This window comes from Streptomyces sp. NPDC008163 (assembly GCF_042956885.1).
GTDB lineage: Bacteria > Actinomycetota > Actinomycetes > Streptomycetales > Streptomycetaceae > Streptomyces > Streptomyces drozdowiczii_A.
The window spans coordinates 88291-114938 of the sequence record NZ_JBIBHG010000006.1; the positions used below are offsets into that span (position 1 = coordinate 88291).

The 26648-nt window shown below is 72.3% G+C and carries 25 protein-coding genes; 12 read left to right on the plus strand and 13 right to left on the minus strand.

Annotated elements, in window-relative coordinates; all coding sequences use genetic code 11:
* Window positions 1-28 precede the first annotated feature (28 nt).
* Complete coding sequence (locus ACFZAT_RS15215; RefSeq protein ID WP_391264442.1) at window positions 29-1312, plus strand: sensor domain-containing protein; 1284 nt, start codon at window positions 29-31, stop codon at window positions 1310-1312.
* 2 nt (window positions 1313-1314) lie between these two features.
* A complete protein-coding gene (locus ACFZAT_RS15220; RefSeq protein WP_391264444.1) occupies window positions 1315-1956 on the plus strand; it encodes a response regulator in 642 nt (213 codons plus the stop codon).
* Between the two features lie 126 nt (window positions 1957-2082).
* On the opposite strand, the gene ACFZAT_RS15225 is transcribed toward ACFZAT_RS15220, so the two are convergent.
* On the minus strand, window positions 2083-2682 hold the full coding sequence (locus ACFZAT_RS15225) for a TetR family transcriptional regulator (RefSeq protein ID WP_391264447.1): 600 nt from the start codon (window positions 2680-2682) through the stop codon (window positions 2083-2085).
* A 142-nt stretch (window positions 2683-2824) separates the two neighbouring features.
* Between ACFZAT_RS15225 and ACFZAT_RS15230 the strand changes: the two genes are divergently transcribed.
* Together ACFZAT_RS15230 and ACFZAT_RS15235 are read left to right on the plus strand one after the other, a co-directional pair.
* On the plus strand, window positions 2825-3082 hold the full coding sequence (locus ACFZAT_RS15230; protein WP_391264449.1) for a hypothetical protein: 258 nt from the start codon (window positions 2825-2827) through the stop codon (window positions 3080-3082).
* A gap of 97 nt (window positions 3083-3179) precedes the next feature.
* Entirely contained in the window at window positions 3180-4688 is a 1509-nt protein-coding gene (locus ACFZAT_RS15235) for a family 43 glycosylhydrolase (RefSeq protein ID WP_391264451.1), read from the plus strand.
* Here ACFZAT_RS15235 and ACFZAT_RS15240 read toward each other — a convergent pair.
* The 12 genes from ACFZAT_RS15240 to ACFZAT_RS15295 all read right to left on the minus strand — a co-directional run bounded on the left by ACFZAT_RS15240 (window position 4685) and on the right by ACFZAT_RS15295 (window position 16139).
* Window positions 4685-8077: a LysM peptidoglycan-binding domain-containing protein gene (locus tag ACFZAT_RS15240; RefSeq protein ID WP_391264453.1), complete on the minus strand. Its 3393-nt coding sequence runs from the start codon at window positions 8075-8077 to the stop codon at window positions 4685-4687. The two genes, ACFZAT_RS15235 and ACFZAT_RS15240, sit on opposite strands and share 4 nt — an antisense overlap.
* A gap of 5 nt (window positions 8078-8082) precedes the next feature.
* A complete protein-coding gene (locus ACFZAT_RS15245) occupies window positions 8083-8508 on the minus strand; it encodes a hypothetical protein (RefSeq protein ID WP_391264455.1) in 426 nt (141 codons plus the stop codon).
* Window positions 8508-8930 (minus strand): TadE/TadG family type IV pilus assembly protein, encoded by a 423-nt coding sequence (locus ACFZAT_RS15250; protein ID WP_073966377.1) that lies wholly within the window; start codon window positions 8928-8930, stop codon window positions 8508-8510. Before ACFZAT_RS15250 ends, ACFZAT_RS15245 begins: the two co-directional genes overlap by 1 nt.
* 1 nt (window position 8931) lies before the next feature.
* On the minus strand, window positions 8932-9339 hold the full coding sequence (locus tag ACFZAT_RS15255) for a TadE family protein (RefSeq protein ID WP_018102193.1): 408 nt from the start codon (window positions 9337-9339) through the stop codon (window positions 8932-8934).
* A complete protein-coding gene (locus ACFZAT_RS15260) occupies window positions 9339-9563 on the minus strand; it encodes a hypothetical protein (protein WP_018102192.1) in 225 nt (74 codons plus the stop codon). Before ACFZAT_RS15260 ends, ACFZAT_RS15255 begins: the two co-directional genes overlap by 1 nt.
* A gap of 104 nt (window positions 9564-9667) precedes the next feature.
* Window positions 9668-10558, minus strand: a complete 891-nt coding sequence (locus ACFZAT_RS15265; RefSeq protein WP_391264459.1) for a hypothetical protein — start codon at window positions 10556-10558, stop codon at window positions 9668-9670.
* The gene (locus ACFZAT_RS15270) at window positions 10555-11469 is read right to left on the minus strand and encodes a type II secretion system F family protein (RefSeq protein WP_391264461.1); all 915 of its coding nucleotides are present in this window, start codon (window positions 11467-11469) and stop codon (window positions 10555-10557) included. Before ACFZAT_RS15270 ends, ACFZAT_RS15265 begins: the two co-directional genes overlap by 4 nt.
* The gene (locus ACFZAT_RS15275; protein WP_391264463.1) at window positions 11466-13013 is read right to left on the minus strand and encodes an ATPase, T2SS/T4P/T4SS family; all 1548 of its coding nucleotides are present in this window, start codon (window positions 13011-13013) and stop codon (window positions 11466-11468) included. Before ACFZAT_RS15275 ends, ACFZAT_RS15270 begins: the two co-directional genes overlap by 4 nt.
* Window positions 13003-13872, minus strand: a complete 870-nt coding sequence (locus ACFZAT_RS15280; RefSeq protein WP_391264465.1) for a hypothetical protein — start codon at window positions 13870-13872, stop codon at window positions 13003-13005. The genes ACFZAT_RS15275 and ACFZAT_RS15280 overlap by 11 nt, the downstream gene beginning before the upstream one ends.
* Window positions 13872-14564 (minus strand): SAF domain-containing protein, encoded by a 693-nt coding sequence (locus tag ACFZAT_RS15285; RefSeq protein ID WP_391264468.1) that lies wholly within the window; start codon window positions 14562-14564, stop codon window positions 13872-13874. Before ACFZAT_RS15285 ends, ACFZAT_RS15280 begins: the two co-directional genes overlap by 1 nt.
* 64 nt (window positions 14565-14628) lie before the next feature.
* Window positions 14629-15573: a hypothetical protein gene (locus ACFZAT_RS15290; protein WP_391264470.1), complete on the minus strand. Its 945-nt coding sequence runs from the start codon at window positions 15571-15573 to the stop codon at window positions 14629-14631.
* Window positions 15567-16139, minus strand: a complete 573-nt coding sequence (locus ACFZAT_RS15295) for a hypothetical protein (protein WP_391264472.1) — start codon at window positions 16137-16139, stop codon at window positions 15567-15569. The genes ACFZAT_RS15290 and ACFZAT_RS15295 overlap by 7 nt, the downstream gene beginning before the upstream one ends.
* A gap of 363 nt (window positions 16140-16502) precedes the next feature.
* Between ACFZAT_RS15295 and ACFZAT_RS15300 the strand changes: the two genes are divergently transcribed.
* From ACFZAT_RS15300 to ACFZAT_RS15335, 8 genes are all read left to right on the plus strand, one after another.
* Entirely contained in the window at window positions 16503-17405 is a 903-nt protein-coding gene (locus tag ACFZAT_RS15300; RefSeq protein ID WP_391264474.1) for a hypothetical protein, read from the plus strand.
* A gap of 114 nt (window positions 17406-17519) precedes the next feature.
* The gene (locus ACFZAT_RS15305; protein WP_391264476.1) at window positions 17520-18809 is read left to right on the plus strand and encodes a conjugal transfer protein; all 1290 of its coding nucleotides are present in this window, start codon (window positions 17520-17522) and stop codon (window positions 18807-18809) included.
* 66 nt (window positions 18810-18875) lie between these two features.
* On the plus strand, window positions 18876-19217 hold the full coding sequence (locus ACFZAT_RS15310; RefSeq protein ID WP_343239440.1) for a hypothetical protein: 342 nt from the start codon (window positions 18876-18878) through the stop codon (window positions 19215-19217).
* On the plus strand, window positions 19214-19801 hold the full coding sequence (locus ACFZAT_RS15315; protein ID WP_391264479.1) for a TcpE family conjugal transfer membrane protein: 588 nt from the start codon (window positions 19214-19216) through the stop codon (window positions 19799-19801). The genes ACFZAT_RS15310 and ACFZAT_RS15315 overlap by 4 nt, the downstream gene beginning before the upstream one ends.
* A gap of 22 nt (window positions 19802-19823) precedes the next feature.
* The gene (locus ACFZAT_RS15320; RefSeq protein WP_391264481.1) at window positions 19824-22454 is read left to right on the plus strand and encodes an ATP-binding protein; all 2631 of its coding nucleotides are present in this window, start codon (window positions 19824-19826) and stop codon (window positions 22452-22454) included.
* Window positions 22451-24820 carry a hypothetical protein gene (locus ACFZAT_RS15325; RefSeq protein ID WP_391264483.1) on the plus strand — a complete coding sequence of 790 codons (2370 nt, stop codon included), beginning with the start codon at window positions 22451-22453 and terminating at the stop codon, window positions 24818-24820. Before ACFZAT_RS15320 ends, ACFZAT_RS15325 begins: the two co-directional genes overlap by 4 nt.
* Window positions 24817-26001 carry an NlpC/P60 family protein gene (locus tag ACFZAT_RS15330; RefSeq protein ID WP_391264485.1) on the plus strand — a complete coding sequence of 395 codons (1185 nt, stop codon included), beginning with the start codon at window positions 24817-24819 and terminating at the stop codon, window positions 25999-26001. The genes ACFZAT_RS15325 and ACFZAT_RS15330 overlap by 4 nt, the downstream gene beginning before the upstream one ends.
* On the plus strand, window positions 25998-26648 hold the full coding sequence (locus tag ACFZAT_RS15335) for a hypothetical protein (protein WP_391264487.1): 651 nt from the start codon (window positions 25998-26000) through the stop codon (window positions 26646-26648). The genes ACFZAT_RS15330 and ACFZAT_RS15335 overlap by 4 nt, the downstream gene beginning before the upstream one ends.

Sequence of the window (26648 nt, forward strand, 5' to 3'; positions counted from 1 at the left end):
GTCCGCGCGCCCCGCCTACGGTTTCCCCATGTCGTCCTCCTCCCGCCTCGAACAGGCCCTGTGGCAGCGGCGTTATCTGCGCGGCCCCTGGCCGTGGCGGGCGGCGCTCTATCTGCTGACGGGCGCGCTCACCGGCGTCCTGACGCTCGCCGTCGTCCTGCTGCTCGCGGTCGCCGGCGGTGCGCTCGCCGTGCTCCTCGTGGGCCTCCCGCTGCTGCTCACCCTGGCCCTCTCCGGCATCCCGCTCGCCGCCCTGGAGCGCCGCAGGGTGCGGCTGGTGGATCCCCGCCCGCTCGCCCCGGTCCACGACGAGCCGGACGGCACCGGGCTCACCGCCTGGCTGAGGACCCGGCTGCGGGAGTGGGCGACCTGGCGGGAGCTGGGGTACGCGCTGCTCACCGCGGTCGTCCTGTGGCCGGTGGAAGCGGTCGCCGTGGGGGCGGCGCTCACGGTGTGCGGCGGGCTGATCGCGACGCCCGTGGTGCTGGCCGTGAGCGGCGGCGAGGAGGTCCGGGTCCTGAAGCTGTGGCTCGTCCACTCCTATCCGGCCGCCTTCGGCACGCTGCTCGTCGGGCTGGTGCTGCTCCCGGTGTTCGCGTATCCGCTGGGGGTGCTTGCGGCCTGGCGCGCGAAGGTGGCCCGGGCACTGCTCACGGACTCCGGCGCGGGGGCGCGGCTGCGGGAACTGGACCGGTCACGCAGCCGGTTGGTGGACGCCTTCGAGGCGGAGCGGCGGCGCATCGAGCGTGATCTGCACGACGGGGCGCAGCAGCGTCTGGTGGCCCTGTCGATGACGCTCGGCCTGGCCCGCCTGGAGGCTCCGGCGGGGCCGCTGGCCGGGCTGCTGGCCAAGGCGCACGGCGAGGCGGACACCGCGCTGGTGGAGATCCGGGAGCTGATCCGGGGCATCCACCCCCAGGTCCTCACCGACCGGGGGCTCGGCGCGGCCGTGGAGGACGTCGCGGACCGCTCGGTGATACCGGTCGATGTGGAGCTGAAACTGCCGGAGCGGCTGCCGGGGGCCGTGGAGAGCGGGGTGTACTTCGCGGTGTGCGAGGCGCTGGCGAACGCGGCCAGACACAGTGAGGCGGAGAGGGTCCGGGTGTCCGGGCAGGTGGCGCGCGGGCGGCTGGTCGTGGAGGTGGCCGACGACGGGCGGGGCGGCGCCTCGGCCGGGGACGGGACGGGGCTCCAGGGGGTGGCCGACCGTCTCTCGGTGCTCGACGGCCGTTTGGTACTGTCCAGTCCGCCCGGCGGGCCCACGGTGTTCCGCCTGGAAGTCCCCGTACCGGCCGCGAGCGAGAGGCCCTGAGCGTGCGGATCGTACTGGCCGAGGACAGCGTGCTCCTGCGCGAAGGTCTCGTCGGTCTCCTCGAACGGTTCGGCCACCAGGTGGTGGCGGGTGCGGGCACGGCGGACGAGCTGATCGCGGCGGTAGCCGAGCACGGCCCGGACATCGTGGTGACCGATGTCCGCATGCCGCCCGGCTTCTCCGACGAGGGCCTGCGCGCCGCGCTCGAACTGCGCGCGAAGCAGCCAGGGTTGCCGGTGCTCGTGCTCAGCCAGTACGTGCAGCGCACCTACGCGGAGGATCTGCTCGACTCGGCGGACGGGCGGGGCGTCGGCTATCTCCTCAAGGAACGCATCGGCCACGTCGAGGAGTTCGTGGACGCCCTCGCCCGGGTCGCCGCCGGGGACACCGTGGTGGACCCGGAGGTGGTCCGGCAGCTGATCCGGCACCGCCGGGACCCGCTGTCCCGGCTGACCGCACGCGAGCTGGAAGTGCTGGCCCTGATGGCGGAGGGCAAGTCCAACGCCTCGGTAGCGGAGGCCCTTTCGGTGAGCGAGGGCACGGTGAGCAAGCACTTCGGCTCCATCCTCGGCAAGCTTGACCTGTCCGTGGACGACACCACCAATCGCCGGGTGCTCGCGGTGCTGGCGTATCTGCGGGGCTGAGACCCGTTGACCGTCGCAGCTGAGACGCGTTGACCGTCGCCTACGCACGATCGAGGGCGCCGGGCAGAGCGGGGTGCGGTAAGGGACCGCCCAGGAGTCGTGGCGGGGTACGAACCGGAAGGCGCCTCAGGAAGTCGGAGCCGCCGACGGCACGTCCGAGAGGGCCCGGCGGGCGAAGGCCACCACATGGGCGCGCAGGTCGAGACCGCCGGCCGCCTCCGCGTCGGGGCCGATGATCAGGCGGGCCAGCTGCGGCACCGCGTTGGGCCAGGCGGCGAGGCCGATCAGGCTCAGGAGGCATGCCGCGACCTGCGGTGACGCCTCGGTCCCGAAGGACTCCGCGAGAGCGTCGATCTTCTCCTCGTAACGGCCCCGGCGGCCCTCCTCGTTGGGCAGGACTCCGTCGCGGTAGTGCAGGCCCTCCCAGAAGAAGAGCCGGACGAGGACCGGGTTGTCGCGGTGGAAGTCGTACACCCGCCCCACGTACTCGGCGGGGTCGTCGCCGCCCTTGAGCGGGACGGCGGCGGCCAGCTCGTCCAGCGCACGCCCCACGACGGCGTCGAACAGCTTCTGCTTGTTGCCGAAGTAGCCGTAGATCCGTTCCTTGTTCACACCGGCCAGCTCCGCGATGCGGTCGACGCGCGCCCCGGCGATGCCGTGAGCCGCGAATTCCTCCTTCGCCGCAGCGAGGAGCCGTTCCTTGGTGGAGGTCGTGTCCGAGGTCATGCCACCAGCGTAGAGCGGGTTTCCCTTAAAGCCAACCAACTGGATGGTTGACATCCAACTGGTTGGTTGGGACAGTGGAGCACGTCACCGGGGGCGACACCGCCCCGCCCCCACACCTCCCACCGCCCGGAAGGGACCCCTCATGACCACCGCGACCACCCGCCCCGCCCCCGCCTCGCAGCCGGCCCCGCTCCCCTCCATCCACATGCGCGCACTGCTCACCTGGGTCGCGGTGTTCGCCGCCCTGACCGTCGTGCAACTGCTCGTCGGCCCGTACGTCAAGGGGTTCCCGATGCTGCTGCGCACCCTGGTGATCACCGGGATCGTCGTTCCGGCGGTCGTCTACGCGCTGGTGCCGAACCTCCTGAAGGTCCGCGCGGCCGTCCTGCGCCGCCGATGAGAGCCCGACGGCACCCCTTGTCCCGTGCGCAACCGCTTACTAGGGTCACCTCGGTCACCCGGGTATCGAAGCGCTTCGACAGACAGGAACGGATGCCATGCCAGTCCGAGACCAGACGGGCACCATCGTCAGCAACCCGGTGATCCCCGGGTTCCACCCCGACCCCAGCGTCTGCCGCGTGGGCGACGACTACTACCTGGTGTGCTCCAGCTTCGAGTACTTCCCGGGCATCCCGCTCTTCCACAGCCGCGACCTGGTTCACTGGACGCAGATCGGCAACGTCCTCGACCGCCCCGGGCAGTTGCACCTGACCCCGGGGACGCGGGCCTCCGGCGGCATCTACGCGCCGACGCTCCGGCACCACGACGGCCGGTTCTGGCTCGTCGTCACCAACGTCGAGGTGGGCAACCTGCTGTTCACCACTACCGACCCGGCCGGCCCCTGGTCCGACCCGGTCCCGCTGCCCGGCGTGCCCGGCATCGACCCGGACCTCGCCTGGGACGAGGACGGCACCTGCTGGTGCACCGTGGCCGGGGTCTCCCAGGTCCGCATCGACCCGCACACCGGCGAGACCTCCGGCGAACCGCGCCGCATCTGGTCCGGGGCGCCCGGGGCGAAGGCGCCGGAGGCCCCGCACCTCTACCGGATCGGCGACCACTGGTACCTCCTGATCGCGGAGGGCGGCACCGAGCGCGGACACGCCGTCTCCGTCGCGCGCGGCCCCTCGCCCGCCGGCCCCTTCGAGCCCTGCCCGGACAACCCGGTCCTCACCCACCGGGGCCGCGAGCACCCCGTCCAGAACACCGGCCACGGCGACCTGGTGCAGGGGCCGGACGGCTCCTGGTGGCTGGTGCTCCTCGGGGTGCGGCCGGGCGGCGGCACCCCCGGCTGGCACGTCCTCGGCCGGGAGACCTTCCTCGCCCCGGTGACCTGGGTGGACGGCTGGCCCGTGATCGGCGAGGTGACCACCGAACTCCCTGCCCCGCCCTGGCCGTTGACGCCCGCCCCGGCCACCTCGGACCGGGACGACTTCGATCTGGCCGAGCAGCGCCCGTACTGGATCTCGCCGCGCCGCTCGACCGCCGGGCGGGCCGGGACGAAGGAGCGCCCCGGCTGGCTGACCCTGCACGGGCGGGGCGGCACGCTGGACGACCCGGACGCGGTCTTCACCGGCCGCCGCCAGCAGCACCTGGCCTGCCGGACGCGCACCCTGGTGGACGCGGCGGACGGCCACGGCGGGCTCGCGGTCCGGCTCGACGAGGCGCACCACTACGCGGTCGAGGCGGGCGGCGGCCAGATCCGGCTCGTCGCCCGGATCGGCCCGCTCCGCACGGTGGTCGCGTCCCGGCCGGCGCCCGCCGGGCCGGTGGTACTCGGGATCGACATCGCCCCCACCCGCGCCCCGCTCGACCCGTGCACCGGCCCGGACACGGTGTCCCTGGGCGTCGAGGAGCCGGACGGCACGTTCACCGCCCTCGGCTCACTCGACGGGCGCTACCTCTCCACGGAGGTCACCGGCGGCTTCACGGGCCGGGTGATCGGCCTGTACGCGGCGAGCGGCACTGTGCACTTCGACTGGTTCGGGTACGAAGCGCTGGACGGCTAGGCCGCCGAGGTCGTGGCGGGTGCGGGGGTGTCGGGGAGGGCCTTCAGGATGTCGCGGAGGAGGTCGATCGTCTCGTCCTCCGCGTCGGTCCCCAGCTCCTCGTTGAGCCGGTTGAGCCGGTCCGCCGCCTCGATGACGGCGGACCGGTCGCCGCGTGCCGCATGGACCCGGAAGAGGTCCCGGGTGAGCAGTTCGCTCTCCGGGGACGCGACCAGGCCGCGCATGGCCGCCGCGACCGCGCCGGTGAGGTCACCGGCCGCCAGGCAGCGCTCCGCCAGCTCGTGGGCGACGTCCACGACCGACGACACGATGTCGTGGAACATGGTGTCCGCCCACAGGTAGTTGCGCGGGTTGGTCCCCGCGAACGGGGTGCCCCGGACCAGCGCGAGCGCCCGCGCCAGCGCGGTGTCGGCGGCGGCGCCCCGGGCGTGCATGCCCTCCTGGTACAACTCCTGGAAGTCCAGCCAGTCGCACCGCACGTACGGCGCGAAGGCGTACCGCCCGTCCGTCACGAACGGCAGATAGGACTGGCCGCCCAGCCAGGCGCGCAGCTTGCTCACATTGGAGTTGCGCAGCGAGTGCCCGACCTCACGGCCCGGCCAGATCGCCTCGTCCAGGGCCCGGTGCTCCAGGCCCGGGTGCAGGACGAGCCAGGCGGCCATCTCGGTCAGCCGGCCACGGCGGTTGGACTCGACGGGGCCCTCGGCGGACTCCATCCCGACCGGCCCGAGCACCCGGATGTACGGGTGGGCGGGCACCGGTGCCGGAGCGGTGATCGTTTCCTCCACGGGGACGGCGTGCATCGGGTTCCCGTCCTTCCCGGCGGCCTCCGGTTCCGGGGCGGCCATGACGGCGAGCGTGAGTCGTGGGTCCTGCGGCCGGGCCCAGGTGGGCGTCGGCTCGTCCATGGGCCGCTCGGTGACCGCCATCAGCTCCAGCAGCGCCGCGTACTGGGCGGGTTCGAGCCGTTGCAGCATCACTTCGAGGTCCGTCTCCGGAATCGTCACGACGACGCCGGGCGCGGCGTCAACACTCCAGGTCTCCGGCAGTCCGAGCTCGGCGTCGGCGCTCGTCACGGCGGCCAGCGAGGTGCGGGGCCGCGCCGCCGTCAGGTCGAGCAGGTCGAGCGCGCTCGGGTCCGAACCGGTCAGCGGCAGCGCGCACAGCACGATCTGCGGCGCCCAGGCGTCCGCCCCGGTCCCCAGCAGCCGCGCCTCGCGCAGGCTCTCCGCGCCGCTCTCCCGGAGCGCCCGGCGCTGCGCCTCGTCGTGGGCGCGCAGGCCGGTGACGGCGGATTCCAGGGTCGCGTGGTGCACGACACGGCCCGGGAACGCCGTCTTCAGCTCCTCGCCGAAGCCGACCAGCCGGATCGTGTGCTCGGCGTGCAGCGAGTCGGACGCCAGCTCCACGGCCAGCGCCAGCAGCACGGACCGTACGTCCTCCGCCTCGCCGTCCAGCCGGAGCATCCCGATCCGCTCCAGGTCGACCAGGACCGGGAACCCTTCGAAGCTGGTGCCGAGGCTGATCAGCGCGGGATACGGGAGTGCGGTCGCCGAGGCGCCCTCGGCGGGCAGCAGCGCCTCCGAGTCCTTCGGGCACCACCAGATCTCGTCCCCGCTCACCACGGGCACGAACGGCGTCACGGGGACGGCCGGTTCGCAGAGGTGGAGCGCGGCCCCGTCCGGGGTGACGACGACGGCGTCGAGCTGCGGCAGCGCGGTGCCCTCGTGCGCCAGCTCGGCGGAGAGGGTGCGCAGGGCGCGGTCGAGCAGGTCGAGCCCCTCGGGCACGTCCGCCGAGGCAGCCCGCATGTCCCTCTCCAGCACGGCGGCATCGCCCTCGGGCAACGCGATGCGGCGCCGGGGGCGCCGGCGACGTTGCTGCACGATGCGGCGCGTGCCGAGGACACCGAGGACCCCGGCGGCGAGCAGGGCGCCGATTCCGGCGCCGGTACGGGCGGAGAACCCGGTGTCCTCGTCGGCGGAGGCGGTGTCGGCCGGGGCGGCCGTCCCGGGCTTCTCCTGCCCGGGGGTCGGCTGCGCCGACTCGGCGGGCGCGGGCTTGGCGCTCTCGGCGGGCTTCGGCTTCGCCGTCTCGGCAGGCGCTGGCTTGGCCGACTCGGCAGGCGCTGGCTTGGCCGACTCGGCGGGCGCGGGCTTGGCCGACTCGGCAGGGTTCGGCTTGGCGCTCTCCTCCGGCTTCGGCTTCGCCGTCTCCGCCGGATTCGGCTTGGCGCTCTCGGCGGGCTTCGGCTTCGCCGACTCCGCCGGATTCGGCTTGGCGCTCTCCTCCGGCTTCGGCTTCGCCGACTCGGCCGGCTTGGCGGGCGCGGACTCTGCGGGCTTCGGCTTGGCCGTCTCCGCCGGCTTCGCGGGCGCGGGCTTCGCCGACTCGGCGGGCGCCGGCTTGGCCGGAGTGGGCTTCGCGGGGGTCGGCTTCGCCGGTGCGGGGCGGGCCGACTCGTCCGGCGCCGGCTCCGCCGGCTTCGGCTTCGCCGGGTCCGCCTCCGCCGGGCCGGAGGCCGGGAGCTTCAGTTTCTGGCCCGGGATGATCAGGTCCGGGTTCGTGAAAGTGCCGCCACCCGGCATCTCCGTACCCCGGTTGAGATCGAAGATCTCCCCGTAGCGCGCGGGGTCGCCGAGTTCGCGGTCCGCGATGGCGCCCAGCGAGTCGCCGGGGCGCACGGTCGCCGTCTCCCCGGAGGACGCCGCCGCCTCGTGGGCGGCCCCCGTTCCGGCCGGCATCCGCAGCTTCCAGCCGGGCTGGAGGAAGCCCTGGGCGTGGAAGACCGTGCCGTCCGTCATCACCCGGCCCTCGTTGAGCGTGGCGATCTCCTGCCAGCGGTTGCCGTCGCCCAGCCGGTCCTCCGCGATGCTCCACAGGCTCTCGGCCGGACGGACCTCCCGCACGGTGTACGAGTCGGCCGACGCGGTCTGCCGCGTGGTGCGGGCGTCCGAGGCGTGCGCGGTGTCCGTGGTGCCGGTGTGGGCGTACGACTGGGTGACGGAGACCGGTGCGGCGGCCGGTGCGGCGAGGGCCGAGCCGGCCGTCGGCAGGAGCACCAGGATGCCGCCGACCAGCGTCGCGGCGGCCCGCTGGCTCGCCCCGAGGCCGCTCAGCCGGCGGGCCGTACGGCCGCGCAGCTGGGCGGGGATCTCCAGCAGGACGGAGAAGGCGAAGCCCGCCCAGCCGACCCAGCCGGCGGCGGCGAGCAGGAGCAGGAAGGCGCCCCCGGTGTCCTGCCGGGAGAACAGGTGGGTCAGGTCCTCGATCCCGTTGTCGAGGACGACGCCGGTCGCCCACCAGAGCAGCACCGGCAGCCCGACGAGCAGCGCCGCGAGGACGACCAGGCTCAGCAGGGCCCGTATCAGATTGCCAACCGAACGCACCGCGATCACGACCCTTCGGGGGCGACGACACCGTGGATGAGCGTGGCGTGCCCCTCCCCGTGGACGGACATGGAGGAAATGCCGACGACCGTGAGGAAGCGTGTCTCGTACGTGTCGGTCACGGTGACCGTCACCCGCTTCCCGTCGGCCGACACCGTCGCGCTGCCGTGCGCCCCGGCCGCCGAGAGGTACGACTGCGCGGCGGCCTGCGCGGCGGCGGGCTGGGCGACGACTGCCTTGCCCGGGATGGCCTGCGCGGGGTCGATGGCCTGGCCGCCGGCCCGGGCGGCCTCCATGGCGATGGCGTCGGCCCGCTCCGTGGCGCGCAGCTTGCCGCCGCCGTCCACGGTGATCCCGATGACGGCGAGGAGCGCCACGGTGATGATGGCGCTGTAGACGGCGATGCCGCCCCGGTCGTCGTACGTACGCATCAGTCGCGCTCCCGGTACGCGTCGACCGCCGAGGTGAACGTCGACGTGAGGGTGTGGCTGCCGGGGGCGCCCGGCAGCATCAGGTCGGAGAGCGGCACGGTGCACGCGACCGTCACGCGGACCGTTCCGACGGTGCCCAGGGGGGCGTTGAGCCCCGACGCGTCCACGCTGACGCGCGTGCCGGAGCAGGTGAGGCCCTGGTCGGCCAGGGTCTCCTGCGCGGCGGCCAGGGCGTTGCTCCGCGCGGCCCCGGCGGTGCGCGAGATGGACGCCTCGCGGGCCGCGTCCTCGGCGGCGGCGTCCACCTTGTTCCCGGCGGTCACCACCCGGCCGCCCGCGAGGGCCAGGCAGAGAAAAATGATCATCAACGGCGTGACGATCGCGGCCTGGATCGCCTCGCTCCCCCGGTCGTCCCAGTTCACTTCATCCCCCGGTCGTCCAGCGCTCCACGGGCCCGGACGCGCTCTGAGTGATCGTCAGCCCCGGCACCCCGGGCAGCAGCGACGGGGCGCGTCCCGTGACCTGGACGCGGATGCGCTCCGCCGTGCTGCCGCCCGTGGAGACGGACGGGCCGAGCAGCGTGTTGCCCGCGATCCGGCCGAGCACGGCCTGCGCGCGCTCCGCGCCGGCGCCCGGGCCCGACTCGTAGACCCGGGCGGCCGCGACGCCCTCGCGCGCGGCGGTCAGGGCCACGTTGCGCGCGTAGTACCAGAGCGACACCTGCACCACGGCGATCGTCAGCAGGATGATGAACGGGAAGACGATCGCCATCTGGACCGAGGTGTCGCCGCGGTCGTCCAGCGGGCGGCGCGCGACGACCGCGGGCTTCATCAGATGCCCGCCAGCTTGCCGTTGTACCTGGCGATGACGGTCGCGATGGTGCCGGCGATGAGCAGCGCGCCCGTCACCGCGGCGACCCAGATGATCACGGTGGTGATGGAGACGTCACCGCGGTCCGGGTCCTTGGCGCCCTGCTCGACGCGGTCGGCCAGCACCGCCAGGACCATGGTCAGGGATACAGCGGCCCGGTTCGTGAGCTTGTTGATCGCGTTCATGCTGCGAGCCTCCTCGTTCCTTCTCTTCGTGTGCGTCGACTCCCTTGTGAGGAGACGCGGTTGGGCATGACGGTGGTTCGGCCCGTAGGCGGTTGTTACCGCTGTTACGTGGCCATGATGTTGATCACCGCGGGGAAGGCGACCATCAGCATCACGAGGACGGCGAGGAGCGCGCCGGGGGCGGTCATCTTCTCGCTGTTCTCGTTCGCCTCGGCCGCCTGCTTGGCGAGCAGTTCGGTCCGCAGGGACTTGGACCGGGCCCGCAGCGTCGTGTAGACGGCGGCGCCGTCGTGCGCCGACATCCGCATGATCTCGGCGACGTCCTCCAGGACCGGCAGGTCCAGTTCCTGGGTCAGCTGGACCAGCGCCTCCCACGGCGGGACCTTGTCCACGCGGGCCCGCATCATCGCCTCCTGGAGCCGGGTGAAGGCCCAGCCCCGGCCGACCGCGGCGGCCCGCTCCAGGGCCTCGGTCGGCCCGGAGTCGGCGGCCCGCTTGAGCGCGACCAGGTCCAGGTAGGCGGCGATGGCGTGCGAGAACTCCTCGCGCGCCCGCGCCGCCTGGTCCCGTACGGACAGGTCCGGGATGAACCAGAGCAGCGTGCCGAGCACCAGACCCACCACGACGGGCAGGTAGAACGGCACCCCGAGCCCCATCAGCGTCCAGGCGCCGACGACGAACGGCGGGATCAGCAGTCCGCCGCCCGCCAGCGCCGCCTTGAGCAGCAGGAACCGCTCGGGGGTCTGGCCGACCAGCGCCAGGTCCTTGCGCGGGATGGAGACCCCGGGCAGCCCCTGGAGGTGTTCAAGGAGCCAGGCGCCCCACTCGTCGTCGCGGCTGACCGGGCGCGCCTCCTGGTCCGGTTCCGGCGCGGTCGCGTTCAGGCGGCGCAGGCTGGCCGCCAAGTCGGGTTGCGGGCCGACCAGTTCGCGTATGAGCAGGGCGAGGCCGCCGCCCACGGCGAGGCCCGCGAAGATCGCGGCCGGGGGTATCACGACTGAGCCTCCTGGAGCGGTTCGGGCGGTTCCGGCAGCTTGACCCGGCTACGCGGATCGGCGATCAGGAACCGGGCCACCGGGCGGTGGTCGGCCAGCGAGCGCATCCAGATCAGCACCCCGGCGAAGGCCGCCGTGAGCAGGGCCAGGACGAGCTGTCCGAGGAGCGTGCCGTAGGGAGCGGTGTAGCTGGGGACGAGGAAGCCGGCCCCGACCACGCAGAGCGTGATGATGGTCATCCACCGCACGGTGGTGCGCGGCTTGGCCCGGTCGGCCTCGATCTGGCGGCGCTTGCCGACCTCTTCGCGTACCGCTTCGGACAGGTCCTCCAGTGCCTGGGCGAGGCCGGGCCCCCGGTCCGACGCACAGAGCATCAGCGCGGCGAGCACCTTGTCGGCGGTGACGTCGTCCAGCGCGTCGGCGAACGACTCCAGCGCGTCGGCGGGGCGCCAGCCGACCTGGAGGCGGTCGGCGAGGTCGGCGATCTCGTGCTCCAGCTCGGCGGGCGCGCCGCGCCGGCTGGCGATCATCGCCTGTTCCAGGCCCATGCCGAGCCGCAGCACGTCGGACAGCCGCTGGGTCCACTCGCCGAGCGCCTCCAGCTTATCGATGCGCACGGTGGCGTTCTTCGTGGGCGAGAGCAGCCAGGGCACCCCGACCACGGCGGCGCCGACGAGCACCCCGCCGGTGAAGACTCCGGTGATCACCCAGACGGCCAGGCCGAGGACGCCGCCGACGATCCAGCGGGTCCGGCGGCGCATGGCCGCGTCGTGCGCCACACTGCCGCCCAGGCCCTTGCGCGAGCGGCGGACCGGGCGGGGGGCCGTCGTACCGACCAGGCCCGCGACCAGGCCCACCAGCCCGCCGGCGACGGCGAGTCCGGCGAGCACCCACATCAGCATGAGGTTCATCCGGCCATCACCTGGAGGTCCAGCGGGCGCGGCCAGGCGCCGTGCGGATGGTCCAGCAGGTGTGCGGGGAAGCCGACCCGGACCAGGTCCTCCAGGCAGGAGGGGTGCATGTGCGGAACGGCTCTCGGCTCGCCGGGGCGGGGCGCGAAGATCCGGTTGGTGGCGGGGCGGCCGTTCTCGCCCATGCCGGTGACCTCCAGGACGTGCGAGACGAACCGGTGGCGCCTGCCCTCGATGCGGGTCTCGTCGCGCATCGAGACGAACACGATGAAGTCGAGCCCGTTGGCGGCCTGGCGGTAGGCCAGTTGCTCGGTCATGTTGTCCTGGGCCAGCAGGTACAGCTCGGCGATGCGGTCGAAGACGATCTCGGGGCGGCGGGCGTGGATGGTGCAGAGGTTGCCGCCCTTGCCGTTGGTCATCGCCTGCATCATGGCGACGATCTCCTGGCCGCGGACCTCGCCGACGACGACCCGGGACAGCGACATGCGCAGCGCGCGGTGGATGAGGTCGAGCAGGGTGATCTCGCCCGCGCCCCGCCCGTCGGCGCCGCGTTCGCCGTTGGACTCGCGGGACTCCATCGGCACGACCTGGCGGTGGAAGCCGTTGGTGTGCGCGAAGAGTTCGAACTCGGTCTCGATGGTGGCGAAGCGCTCGTCCGGGTCGATCTCCTTGAGCAGGGCGCGCAGCAGCGAGGTCTTCCCGACCGCCTGCTCGCCCGTGATCATGATGTTCTTCTCGGCGCGCACGGCGGCGGCCAGGAAGGCGGCCAGGGTCTCGTCGATGGCGCCGAGCTGGATCATGCCGTCGAGGTCCACGTCCTTGACGCGGTGCCTGCGGATGGTGACGAAGGTCTTCGGGGTGACCCCGGTGACGGCCTGGAGCCGGGAGCCGTCGGCGAGGCGCAGCGCGAGGAACGGGTCGGCGGTGGACAGGGTCCGCTCGCTCTGCCCGGTGCGGCGCGCCAGGTCCCGCAGCATCTCCTGGAGTTCCTCGTCGGAGTCGGCGACGGGCGCGACCCGGACCCGCCCGCTGTCCCCGTAGTCGAGCCACACCTCGTCGTAGCCGTTGATGAGGATGTTCTCGACGCGCTCGTCGTCCAGGTAGGGCTGGAGGCGCCCGGCCCGGAAGAGCATGTCGTAGACGGCGGAGGCCAGGGCGGCGTCCTCGGCCTGGGTGGTGCTCGCCCCCCGTTCGACGGCGATGGCGTCGGACCAGACGGCGACGGCCTCGTTGATCAGCGCCCGGCCGCGCTGGGCCTGGGACTCCGGGCTCATCCGGGCCGACGACTTGATCTCCTGGGCGAGCCGGTCCGCGACCCGCTTCTTGATCTCGCCGGCGACCCGGTAGTCCACGGTGGCCTGCGGCAGGCGCGCCTCGCCGATCGCCCGGATCGAGGAGACCCCGGCGGTGGGCCGCTGCTCGGTGCGGGGGTCGGTCCGGGGCGGGACGGGCGGGCCGAACTCGCCGCGCCTGAACGCGACGGTGTGCTCGGCCGCCGGGCTGGGGTGCATCACCGGGTCGGGGTGGAGCGGGTTAGCGCGCATGGGCCTTCTCCCCTTCCCCGTACGGTCCTTGCTGCTGGTAGGTGCCCTGGTTGTACGGGCCCGGGGCGCGGGGTGCGAGGCGGTCGCGGCGCAGGGCGACCCGCTCGCGCAGCGGTCCGGTGGCCGCGCGGGCGGCGCGCATCAGGTCGGAGCGGTCGAAGCGGCTGCCGCCGTCCACCCCGTCGGACAGCACCTCGGCCTGCTTGGGCCGCCACGGGATCGTGGCGAGCACCGGCACCCCGAGCGCCTTCTCGACCTCGCCCGACTTGTAGGGCCCGCCCTCGACCAGCAGGACGGCGAGCGCGTCGGCGCCGGTGCCGCCGGGCCCGGCCAGCGACTTGCGCAGCGCCTCGACGCGGACCTGGGCGCTCTGGACCCCGCGCAGGGTGTTGCGGACGACCATCACGACGACGTCCGCCCGCTTGGCGAGCACCGCGGAGGCGCCGAACGCGCCGCGCCGGCCGAGGTCGACCAGGACGTCGTGCTGGTGGTCCTCGATCCGGGCGAAGAGCTCGGCGAGGCTGCCCCAGGCGGGGTCGAGCCCGGCGGCCTGCGCGGGGTCGGTGATCCCGGGCAGCAGGAGCCGGCTGCTGCTGTTGTCCTCGGAGATGTCGACCAGCTGCCGCCAGAACGCCTCGACCAGTTCGTCCTTCCGCTGGGCCACGGCGAGGTTGCGCAGCCCGTAGCGGGCGTCCATGCGGCCCTGGAGGGCGCCCGCGAGGACGGCCCCGCCGTCGGGGTCGCACTCGGCGAGGATCAGCCGGCGCCCGGGGTCCAGGGGCCAGGCGAGCAGCAGGGCGAGCGCCGTGCTGGTCACCCCCGGCGCCCCGGCCCCGCCGGCCAGCGCGATCACGGACATCAGGAACCGCTCCCGCTCTTCACGACGATCGCCACCCGGCCGGTGGCGGCCCGTGCCGCGAGGGCCGGTCCGTCGGTCGCCGGGACGGCCACGTCGATGGTGGCGACGCCGGTGGCGTCGGCGGGGTCGCCGACCGCGACGACGGTGGCCGCGATGGTCTGCGGCGGGGCGTCGGACGTCTCGTCGTTCTCGCCCGGGGTGCTGACGATGAGGACCTTGCGCCCCGGGAAGAGGCCGGAGGTGGGCCGCTGGGACGGCTTGGTGGCGACACCGACGAGGGTGTCGCCCTGCTTGAGGAGGCTGGTGGCGGTGTACTGGTCGCGGGCGAGCAGGGCGCCCGGGGTGAGCGAGACTGCGGCCCGCTTGCCGACGACGCCGCTCCGGTCGGCCGCCTTGACGGGCTTGAGGACGGGGTCGAGGGATATGGAGACCTCGGTGAGGTCGCCGTCCTCGATGACCTCGCCGGCCGCCACCTCGTGGCTGACGGCGAGCACGTCGGTGCGCTCGCCGGTCGCCGTGAACAGCAGGGCGCCGGAGAGCCCGCCGACCGCGGTCAGGGCGAGGGACAGGGCGATGAGCGCCGGGCGGCGCCGTCGCTGCTTCAGTGCCCGCGGGGGTGCCACGGGGGTGGGGCCGGGGGTGCCCGGCGCGCCGCCCTGGTGGGGCGGGGCGGCGGTCTTGGTCCTGCTCAATGGGTGCCTCCAGCAGTGCTTACGCTGCGCGCGCTCGTCATCGGGCCGTGGTGCGTCCGGGTCGTCAGCCGACGACCTGGAGTTCGCCGATGGCCACGGTGGTGGCGGACTCACGGCTCTCGGTCAGGTCGCCGCTCTCACCGCCGCCCTCCCAGTGGATGGTCCACGTGGACGTGGCGGTGACCTTGAACTTGTTTCCGGCCTCGCCGCGCGAGGTGTGGCGGTAGACGTGCCCGCAGTCGGGCGACTCCCGCTTCCCGTACGACGCCTGGTAGGGCTCGCCGGGCTCGGTGCAGGTGACGGACGAGCCGTCGCCCATGTTCCACACGACCTTCGACACCTTGGCGGTGGCGGTGACCGTGACGGCCCCGGCGGTGACGGACCTGACCTGCGGTCCGGTGGTGTTCGGGTGCTGCTTGTTCCACATCCAGACCGGCAGCCCGACCAGACCCGTGCGGCCCGGCTCCGGCGCGATGCCGATGTCGGCGCCCTTGAGGGTCATCCGGGCGACGGCGCGCTCGGCGAGCTCGGCCGGGGTGGGCCCGGCGTCCTTGCCGATCGTGCCGTTGGGGAAGAACGTGTCACGGGGTACGAAGGTCCCGGCGCCCTTGTACGGGAAGTCCGGGCAGTTCGTGGGGTGGTAGATGTCGCCCTCGTCGGGCTTGTGGTTGCCCCACATCATGTAGTCGTCGGCCGGGGGCTGCGGGTCGAGCAGGGTCCAGTAGCAGGCCTCGTTCCAGAAGCCGAGCCCCGGCACGTAGCAGGGGATCTCCTGGCCGTTCTCCCGGTGGCACTTCCGGCCGCCCCCGGAACCGCCGCCCGTGCCGCCGCCGGAGCCGCCGCCGTCCCCGGGCTCGCCCGGGTCCTCGGCGGTGATGTCGCAGACCTGCGTTCCGGGCGGGCACTTCACGTCGCCGTCGGCCAGGGCGGCCTGCGTTCCGGCCAGGGCCAGGGCCCCGGCGGCGAGAGCGACGAGCACGCCGCGCGCGTAACGTCCGGGGGTCAGCATGTCCGGTCCTTGTCGATCGTGTAGTCGACAATCCGCCAGCCACCCTGGCCGTCCTTGGCCGTGCTGGCCTTCGCGGTCCAGGGCCGGCGGTCGTCGTCCTTCACACCTGCAATCGGTTTGCCCGTCGCCCGGCGCACCACGATGCCCGTCACGTCGACACAGTCGGTGATCGTGGCGGTGTGCACCGAGGAGTCCACATCGACGGCCGTGACCTTCGGCGAGATGACCGGCGGGCCCGTGAAGGCAATGCCGGTCTTCTGGTAGTACGTGAACCCTTCGATGATGTTCGCGGCGGCGTCACCGGTCGTGTACTCGCTGAGCTTCACGTCCTTCATGCTGCCCGTGGAGTACGCCTTGGTCTGCGCCTCCCACATCCCGCGGTACGCCGCCAGGGCGTCCCGCTCGGCCGCCGCGCGCTTCTTCGCCGTGCCGTCGTCCTTGGTGGCGCTCGCCTTGGGCTCGGCGGGCTTCCCGTCGTCCTTCGCACCACAGCCCGTGGCCAGTACGAGGAGGCAGGCCGCCATCCCCGAACAGGCCATCAGGCCGGTCTTCTTCCCGCGTGCCATCGGACCCCCCTGGTCATGCGCCGTGGTGCGCACCGTCGTCTGCGTCCGGAAAGTGATGTGCCGTCATTCTGCATCACGGCCCCGGGCCGAACGGGCGCCGTTCTGTCACAACTATGTCCGACTGCGGTGACAGAGGGGCCGGTTGACCGTCCGCGTGTGAGCAGAATCTGATCACCTCACCCGCCACACCGATCACTCCCCTGCCAACCAAGCAGCGGAGTGCCCACGTTGGCCGGTCAAGACCTTGACCGCTTCGCCAACCACCCTTGCCCACACGCTCTCTTGGCGCGGACAACAAGGCGGTCAAGGGGTGAGGCGCACCATCAGCCGTGTTCCACAGCGCGTCCAGGGGGAGACGATCCAATGCGCACCGACGCACCACCGCACACCCGAAGCGAAGGGCTTGTGGGCCGCCTCAACACGGAGTGGGCGGACCTGAGCCAGGACGAGGCGGCCCGGGCGCACCTGCGCCGCTGGTACGGCGACCCGGCGCTCACCGGCCCGCAGTCCGTGCTCGACGCCCTGCGCGCCTGCCGGACCTCCGGCGCCCAGGACCGCATCCTGCTCCCGCTGCTCACGGCGGCTGTGACGGGCGGCCCCGGCGCCCAGTTCGCCGCCCGCACCGTGGTGCAGACGATGCTCCCGAAGGCGATACGCATAGCCCGCAGCCAGCTGCGTCCGCAGTACGACTGGGAGGAGACGGTCTCCCTCACGGTCGGCGCGCTCTACGAGGTCGTCCGGACCTATCCCGTCCACCGCCGGCCCCGGCGCATCGCGGCCAACCTCTCCCTGGAGACACTGCGCCTGACGCACCGTCTGATCGGGCACGACACGTCCGCCGTGCCCCTGGACCCGGACAGCGCGGCCGGGATCTCCGCCGCCGGGCCCTGCCCCGCCTCCCAGGCCGAACTGACCCTGCTCCTCGCGAGGGCCGCCGACTACCGGCTGCTCGCCGAGGACGAACCGGGGGGCGCGGCGGGCTGGGACGCGCGGGCGGAACTGGTCGAACTCCTCGTCTGGGCACTGGAGTCGGGCGCCCTGGACGTGGAGGACGCGCGGCTCATCACCGGCTACTACCGGGACCGGCCGGCCGGCCATCCGGTCTCCCCGCGCCCCTCCGCGCGGGACGGCGCCCGGCAGCGTCAGCGGCGCAGCAGGGCGGTCCGCCGGCTCGCGGTCGCCGCCTCGGACCGGCTCGCGGCCCCCGACCGGTCCGCCGCTTCCGGCCACCTCGCAGCCTCTGACAGGTTCGCGACAGCGAAGTGACGAACCAGTGACACAAGTCACCCAGGATGGTGGCCTGTTGACGTCACATCCGTACGGCCGGATCCACCTGCCCCGTGCACACCCGATGCTGCGGACCGCTCAGGGAGACATGCGATGAAGCGCGGCCTCAGGCTGACGAACAAGAAGCAGAAGACCACCGAACAGGCACCGCCGAAGCCGAAGGCCACGCGCACCTCGCGCTATGCCCCGGCTCCCCAGGCGGTGCCCGCCGAGGCCACCGCCGAGGAGGAGACCGACGAGCTGGACGAGGCGGCCACCGGCTGGCAGCAGACCACCGTCAAGATGGCGGGGCTCACCAAGCTGGTCACCGTCGTCGTCTGGATCATGGTCGTCGCCGGACCGCTGCTGGGGTTCTTCGCGGTCGCCCTGGCCAGCTCCTCGCAGGCGACGAGCTCCACCGGCAAGCAGGGCCGGAGCGAGTCCGCCCCGTCGGCCACCGGGCCCGCCGGGTTCGCCGAGCTGTACGTCGCGGCGTACCTGGCGGCGGGCGAGGGCACGGAGGAGGACCTGCTTCCGTACTACTCCGAGCCCGTGACCCTCGCGAACGAGCCGGGCGCGCGCTCCGCGTCGAACATCGTCACCGTGGCGGCCCAGCAGGCCGGGAAGGGCTACTGGTCGGTGACGGTCGCGGCCCGGATCTCGGCGAAGGACAAGGCCGGCAAGATGAAGGACCGGGGCATGCACTACTACCGGGTCGGCGTCCAGGTCTCGGGCACACCGGAGGCGGGCGGCACGATCGACCCGTCGAAGGCCGCCGAGGTGCCGGCGTCACCGGCCGCCTCGGGCCCCGCCTCGTCCCCGGCGCCGTCCTCGCCCGCCGCCCAGCCGTCACCGCGGCCGAGCGGCACCGCGTCCGCCCCCGCACCCCGGGGCCCGGCCGCGCTCTACGCGGCGACCTCGCTGCCGGCCGAGGTCAACGCACCGGCCTCCGCCGAGCACGGCGACCTGGCCTACGGATCGGACCGGGGCGTCAGCGCCGACAACCCCGTGACCGACACCGTGAGCCGGTTCCTCGCCGCCTACCTGACCGGGCAGGGCGAGCTCAACCGCTACGTGTCCCCCGGCCTCCAGGTCGCGGCGATCACGCCCGCCCCGTACGAGTCCACGCTCCTCACCGGTGTCCGGGACGACCAGCCGGCCGACAGCGGCGACGACACGGACGCGGTCCCCGAGGACGGCACACAGCGGCACGTACTGGTCTCCGTGAGCGCGACGAGCGGCGGCCAGGACTACCTGCTCAGCTACGCACTCACCCTGACCACCCGGGACGGGCGCTGGGAGGTGGCGTCGTTCGACACCGCCCCGGCGCTGTCCCCGGACCAGACCGGACCGGTCGCCGACAAGGCCGGGCCCGCACCGGACGCCTCGTCGGACGAGTCCTGAGACGCCCCGGCGGACGCCGCCGGGGAGCGACGCACCACCCAGCTGATCACACGAGGGGAAATGACAGTGAGTTACGCAGAGCACACCGACATGGTGCAACTGGCCGTCGACGGCAGCGTCTTCGACTGGGTCAAGGGCACCCTCCGCAACATCAAGACCCTGGCCGTCACGGCCGCGACGGTCATGGCGATCGTCGGCACGGTCATGGCGTACGTGAAGACGAAGTCGTGGGCGGGCACCCTGACCGCCGCCATCCTGGGGGCCGTCGTGGTCTTCGCCGTCGGCAACATGGACGCGCTCAGCAACATGGTCGACAGCGAGGTGCCGGACGCCCCGAAGGACGCCATCTCCGTGGTCCAGCCCTATGAGCCGCCGGCCACCGCGGTGGGCCAGGCCGACCTGCTGTGAGCGGCGGGCAGCCGTCCGACGGGAAGCCGCTGATCGGGCGTTCGTACACCCGGGCACGGAAGCACCCTCTCGTCATCGGCAAGCTCCCCGGCGGCGGGCGGATCCCCGGCGGCCCGTACACGATCACCCAGATCGTGACCATGGTGGGGGTCTTCGTACTCCTGCTGGGCCTGCGGGATCTGTGGGCGTTCTTCGGACTCGGGAACGCCCTGGTCCTGGTCGTCGTCCCGTGGGGACTCGCGTGGCTGATGCGGTACGCCCGGATGGACGGCCGTGACCCCGCGCGGGCCCTGCTCGGACTGCTGACCTACGGCACCTCGCCGCCGGGGGGCCGGCTGGCCGGCCGCCCGCAACGGACCTTCAAGACCAAGCTGGTGACGGGACGGGTGACCGTCAACGTGCGGCTCCCCGCGGAGCTCGCACCGTCCCCCGCCCCCGAGGCCCGCCCGGTACGGCTCGTCACCACGACGGGCCGTACCGGAGGGCCCCCTGCCGAGGCGGCACAGCCCGCGACCGGCACCGCGCCGGCCCGGCCCCGTACCCGCCTCCAGGAACTGCTCGACGAAGCAGAGCGGCGGCACTGAACCGAAGGATGGATGAACTGCCATGCGTCTTCCCGTGCGCCACATCAGCGGCCATCTGATCTGGACCACCAACGCGACGGTGTGGGCCGTGTGGCGGGTCGATTCCGACAACTACAGCCACGCCTCCAAAGCGGCCAAGCACGAACGGCTCAACGCCCTGGAGTCCCTGTTCAAGGCGATCAAGGGCGAGGCCCTGCTGCTCAGCCTCTGCCCGCAGGTGGACGCGGCCAGCGTGGTCACCCGCATGACGGCGGGCATCGACCTGGACGCGTCCCCGGAGTACGTGGACCTGTCCCTGCGGGTCCTGGACGAGCTGGAGGAGATGGAGCTCTCGGGGCGGGTCGACTTCCTGGCCGTCCCGATGAAGCACACCGACTTCAAGCAGGGTGCGTTCGCGGTCCTGTCCTCCGCCCACTACGAGATCATGAACACCCTCGGGCTGCCGACCACCCCGGTCAGCAAGGCCGAGGAGGAGCGCCGCATCGAGCAGGCCCGGCACCTCGCGGCGACCTGGCCGGCCGCCATCCGGCTCCGGCCCGCCACCGAGGGCGAGATCCTGTGGATCTACGGCCACTGCGCGCGCCGGGGCCTGGCCGAGCCGCTGCTCCCGGAGCACGACGAGCCGCGCTCGGTGGTGGGGCGCGGGCGTCCGGTGGCCGCGTACAGCGAGGTGATCCTGGACGAGGGCGGGCGCGGCGACGGCATCCAGGAGCGGCGCGGTGTGCCGCTCAACCCCTTCCGGCACCGCTATGTGAAGTCCAGCACCGAATTCGGCGACAGCTACCAGTCGTTCTCGATCCTGGCCGAGATGCCGGACTCCTTCGCCTTCCCGGGCAGCGAATACCTGGCCGCCCTGGACGACTTCGGGTTCCCGGTGGACTGGGCGGTCCGGCTGCACATCGAGCAGGGCGCCAAGGCCGAGCCCAAGTCGCGCCGGCAGGCCCGCGAACTCGCGCACCAGCGCGGTGAGTACGAGGGTGAGACGGCGGGCGTCCCGGCCAGCCTGGACAAGGCGAGCACCGCGCTCAACGAATACCGCTCCCGGCTCACCTCGTCCTCGACGGAGGTCGAGATCAGGGCGAGCGTGGTGACCTGTGTGTGGGGCCAGACCCCGGAGGAGACCGAGGAGAAGGCCGCCGCGCTGATCAACCACTTCGGCGGCAACGACTACACGCTCGTCCGCCCGATCGGCGAGCAGACGGCCCTCTTCCACAGCATGCTCCCGGGCACACCGACGCCCCGGGTGATGAACGACTACGCCCAGTTCCTGCTGGCCAAGGACTTCGCGATGTCCCTGCCGTTCTGCGGACAGGCCCTCGGCGACGACGGCGGCTCGCTCTTCGGCCTCCAGCTCAACGGCGGCGGCGCCCGCCCGGTCCTGGTCGACTTCAGCCTGGGCCCGCGCCTGAACGCCTCGGCGTCCGCCGTGTTCATCGGCGAGCTGGGCTCCGGCAAGTCGGTCGCCATGAAGACCGCGATGTACTCGATCCTGACGACCGGCCGGCGCGTCGGGCGCTCCCGCAGCCGCGGCCGGGCGCTGGCCATCGACCGTACGCCCCAGCAGGAGTGGGCCCGGTTCGCCCGCGCCTGCCCGGGAGAGACCCAGGTGATCACCGTCGACGAGGACGCCTCGGTGTCGCTGGACCCGCTGCGCGTCTTCAAGGGCCCGCGCGCCGCCCGTTACACCGAGTCCTTCCTGACCCCGCTGCTGGACATCGCCTCGATGTCCACCGAGGGCGTGACGCTCGCGGACGCCATCGACGCCACGCACAAGGCGCCCGACCCCAGCATGCGGCTGCTCCTGGAGACCCTGACGGAGCGCGCGCAGACGCCCGATCCGCTGGACCCGGACGACCACAACGTGCGGGCGGCGGCGAGCGAACTGGCCCGGAAGCTGCGGTCGCTGGCCAAGAAGGACCTGGGCCGGGTGATCTTCGACCCGACCCTGCCGATCGTGGAGATCACCGACGCCGACACGATCATCTTCTCCGCCGCCAACATCGGTCTGCCCAAGAAGACCGAGCTGGAGGGCCACCGGCTGTCCAGCCTGGAGGTCGAGAAGAAGTTCGGCTGGCGCCTGATGTATCTGGTGGCCGCCCTCTGCCGCGAGATCGCCTTCGCCGACCCGGAGGAGTTCGTCGGCGTCTTCCTGGACGAGTGCTGGTGGCTGACCTCGTCCGCCGAGGGTACGGAACTGCTCCTGGAGATCATCAACGACGGCCGTAAGCACGGCTGCGGCGCCTTCGCCGGCTCCCACGACCCGTACGACGTCGGCCCGGCCAACTCCGAGTACGGCGAGAAGATCCGGGGCCTGGTCTCGCACCGGTTCCTCTTCCGGCACCGCAACCGCCAGCTGGCCGCGCGCGGGCTGGAGTTCCTCGGCCTGGACGGCACCGACCCGGAGCTGCTGAAGCTGGTCACCGAGAACCTGTCGCCGATCAACGTCTCCGACGACGAACGGCTGCTGCGCTCCGGCGAGTGCCTCTACTACGACCTGAAGAAGCGGATCGGCGGCATGAAGGTCCTGATCCCGGCGGACGAGCACGCGGCCGAGGCCATCCACACGACCCCGGGCCGGGCCACGCTGGACGAGCCCGCCGAGGCCATCGAGGCGGCCGAGGCCATGGAAGCGGTGGAGGCGCAGCGCATATGACCGCACTCACGGGGGTGATCCAGCAGCGCCGTACCTGGCTGCGGCTGCTGGTGCTGGTCGGCGTGCCGATCCTGCTCACGCTGCTGTTCTCGCACCACGCCTGGGCCGACAACTGCAGCCCCAAGGACGACGTCCCGAACCTCTTCTGCGAGCCGCCGAAGCCCAAGGACAACGGCAAGGTCCTCGGCATCTTCGACGTGGTGGACAAGAACGGCGTCCCGATCAGCGCCTACGGTCTCAACGTCGACCAGGGCGGCATGCTCGACGTCATCAGCAAGATCATCGCGTTTCTGATCGGCGTCGGCTTCAGCGTCCTGCGGACCGTCATCGGCTTCGCGTGCTGGCTGGTCGACTGGGCCCTGGACTTCGGCCTGGCCAAGCAGCTGCTCAACCCGGTGTCCGACGTCGCCGCGACGATCAAGGCCCAGGTGATCGACAGCCTCGGGCTGAAGATCCTCTTCCTGACGCTCGTCGCCGTGTACGCCGGCTACCTCATCCTGTTCAAGCAGCGGTCCAAGGGCTGGATCGAGATCTGCACCTCCCTCGTGATCGCCTCGATCGCCACCGTCACCCTGGCCAGCCCGGGCACCTTCCTCATCGGCAACGCCGACGACACCGGCGTGCTGGGGAAGACCAAGCAGTTCTCGCTGGACATCGCCGACGTGATCCTGGAGGACAGGTGCGCGTCCGACGGAAAGTCCCCGGCCAAGAAGGACGGCCAGGCCACCACCTGCGACGGCCAGGGCAAGGGCAAGTCCAAGAGCGATTCGGTCGCCCGGCCCATCACCGACGGGCTGGTCGACGCCTTCATCCAGCGCCCGGTGTGGGTGCTCTACACCAAGAAGCCGATCGACGGCGCGTGCAGCGCCGCGTACGGCAAGGCGACGCTCGCCCGCTACAACTTCAACCGGCTCGTCCTGCCCAGGCTCATCGAGGAGGAGAACAACAAGGGCTGGATGGAGAAGCTCGGTGACGCGTTCAGCGACGTGTTCTCCCTGGACGGGCTCAAGGACAGCCTGCTGATCGCCACCGGTAACCCCTGGGCCATCTACACCGTGGTGAAGGGCGAACAGAAGGAGGCGGTCGAGGAGTTCAAGAAGAAGGCGGAGGGCACCGAAGCCTGGAAGACCTACATCAGCGGCAAGAACGGCTCCGACCAGGCGGCCGACCCGAAGGTCCAGAAGGCGTGCGGCGGCGACGTCCCCATGGACGACCAGCAGATCTCCGCCTCGCTCGACAACCTGCTCAGCGTCTGGTTCATCGCGCTCGCCGCGATCATCGTCGTGGTGCTGGTGGTCGCCGTCTCCTGCACCTTCCTGGTCTCCCAGGTCTGGATGGCGATCGAGGTCATCCGCGCCCAGCCGGCGCTGGTGGCCGGCATCCTGCCCGGTGGCGGCCGCACCGCCATGTGGAACTGGGTGTCGGGGGTCGTACGCGTCATCCTGGCCATCTTCCTGTCGGTGATGTTCCTGGCGTTCTTCCTCGTCATGGTCATCGCGCTGCTCAACGCCGACACCGGGGAGGTCATGACGGTCAAGTTCCTGACCATCGACTTCCTGGCCGTGGCTTTCCTGATCTTCCGGAAGAAGATCACCGCGGCGGCCAAGAACATCTCCACCAACTTCGGCCAGCGGATGGGCACGAAGACCGGCACCAACGTCGACCCGGACGACGTGGCCGCCAACTCCTTCCAGGGCGCGACCGAGAACGGCAAGTCCGGCCTGGAGCAGCTCAAGGACGACGGCGCCACCCTCAGCAAGGTCGGCGGCCGCGCCCGCGACCTGTGGAAGGGCAAGGCACCGGGCGGCGGAGGCGGCACGGGCGGCGGAGGCGGCGGTGCCGGCTCCGGCAGGCCGAAGAAGGGCCTCAAGGACCGGGTCCAGGGCGCCGTCAAGCTGGGCACCACCGTCGCGGCGGCCGTCGGCTCCGGCGGCACCAGCGCCGCGGTCCAGGCCACGGCGAAGGCAGCCCTCAAGGCCCGCCTCAAGAAGGCGGCGAAGAACCGGCTCCAGAAGAACCGCGTCGGCCGGGCCACCCTCACGGCGGCCCGCACCGGCCGGTATCTGAAGAACGACGCCCCGATCACCCGGAGCAGGTTCCGCAACGCCGCCGCCGCCGAGCGGCGCAACCTCGCGGACAGCGTCCCGCAGAGCGACGGCGACCGCATCCGCGAGGCGCAGCGGGAGGCCCGGAGGCGCCGGACCGGAAGCCAGACGCGCAGCGACAGCGAGCCGGACGCGCAGCACCTCAACCGCACGGTCAACGACCGGCGCAACGGACGGCGCAACGCGGGTCGCTCCTCCGGCCGCGGCCGGGGCGGACGCCGCAGGCCACGCGGAGGAGGCGGCGGAGGTAACGGCAGGTGAGCGCAGCCGCCAAGGCCGAGCCGATGAGCAGTGGCAAGAAGTGGGCCATCGGCTTGGCCATCACCGCCTTCGCCCCGTGGATCTTCTTCATCATCGCCACCTTCATCGCGGCGAGCATGCTGCCCGGCGGTGCGGCGAGCGAGGAGAAGGTCCCGGTCCAGGTCAGCTGCGTCAAGGTGTCCGGCATCCCCAAGCCGACCTGCGAGGCGTATCTGTCGGCGGAGGAGAAGATCAAGGAAGTCCGCCCCAAGTGCAAGAACCTCAGCTGGACCCTGCTGGCCGGCATCGGCAAGATCGAGTCCCACCACGGCACGTTCATGGGCCGCAAGGTCATCGACAAGTACGGCGACAAGTACGGCAACGTGGAACCGCCGGTGATCGGCCCGGTCCTGGACGGCACCCACAACACCCAGCGGATCTACGACACCGACAACGGCAAGTACGACGGCGACACCACGTACGACCGGGCCGTCGGCCCCACCCAGTTCATCCCGCAGACCTGGGAGAGCGTCGCCCAGGACGGTGACGACGACGGCGACACCGACCCGCAGAACGTCTTCGACTCGGCGCTGAGCACGGCCGCGCTGCTGTGCGGCAAGGGCGAAGTCGACATGTCCGACGCGAAGACCGAGCACGACGCGATCTTCCGCTACAACCACTCGGAGCAGTACGTCAAGGACGTCCTGAACGCCAAGGCGGAGTACGACGCCCTCGGCGACATCTCCGGGCCGATCAACGCCTCCGGAAAGGCCAAGCAGATCATCCAGGCCGCCAAGTCGCAGACGGGCCAGCCCTATTCCTGGGGCGGCGGGGACACCCTGGGCCCCTCGTACGGCATCTGCTGCTCCCCCGGCGGATACTCGGGCCGGGGCATCAAGGGCTTCGACTGCTCGGGTCTGACCGAGTACGCCTACGGGAGGGTGGGCATCATGATCGGAAGCACCGCGCAGGCCCAGCACGACAGCGGGAAGGTGCGGGTCACCCACCAGCGGAACCTGAAGGACGCGCAGCCGGGCGATCTCCTGTTCTTCTCGGACAACCCGGGGAGCGGCAGAGGGATCTTCCACGTGTCCATCTATCTGGGCGGCAACAGACAGATAGAGGCGCCGAAACCGAACGACTTCGTCAAGGAGTCCGACGTCCGGATGGGTTCGCTCGACAGCATCGGACACCTGAAGTGACCGGCGCGGAGCGCTCCGGCATCGTGATGCTCGCCATGGCGGCGGTGCTGTCCGTGGTCGGCGTCGCGCTGCTCTGGCCCGACATGAGCGGTGGCCGGGCCCCGGTGGCCCGGCCACCGGCCATCTCGCCCGCCCCGTCGCCCACGACGGCCGCCCCCTCGCCCGCGGTCACCCCCACGGTCGGGCCGAAGCCGACGCCCAGCCCCTCCCGCACCGCCGAGGAGCCCTCGCCGTCCCCGTCCGCCTCCGCCCCCCGCGACGGCGACGACCTGGCGGGGGCGGTCAGCGACGCGGCGCTCCTGAAATCGCTGCGGCTGAGCCGTCAGGCGGACATCCCGCCCACGCTGGAGGAGCGGCTCGTGGCCCTCGGCGGGAAGGTCCTCCTCGCCGACGTCACCGGCACCGGCCGCAAGGCCTTCCCGGACTACTTCAAGGGCGCGTCGGCCACGGACCGCTGGCGCGGCTGCCGCATCCGCGCGGGGGTCGGGGAGCGCTACGACAACCGCTCGGACGCGGCCCTCATCCATCTGGTGTGGGCCGGTACGAGCCCGATGGGCGAACGCGACGACCGCCGGCCCGCGACGGTCCTGCTGGTGCGGGACGTGGACGGTACCTGGGCGCCGCAGCCGCTGCCCGTGGAGGACTGA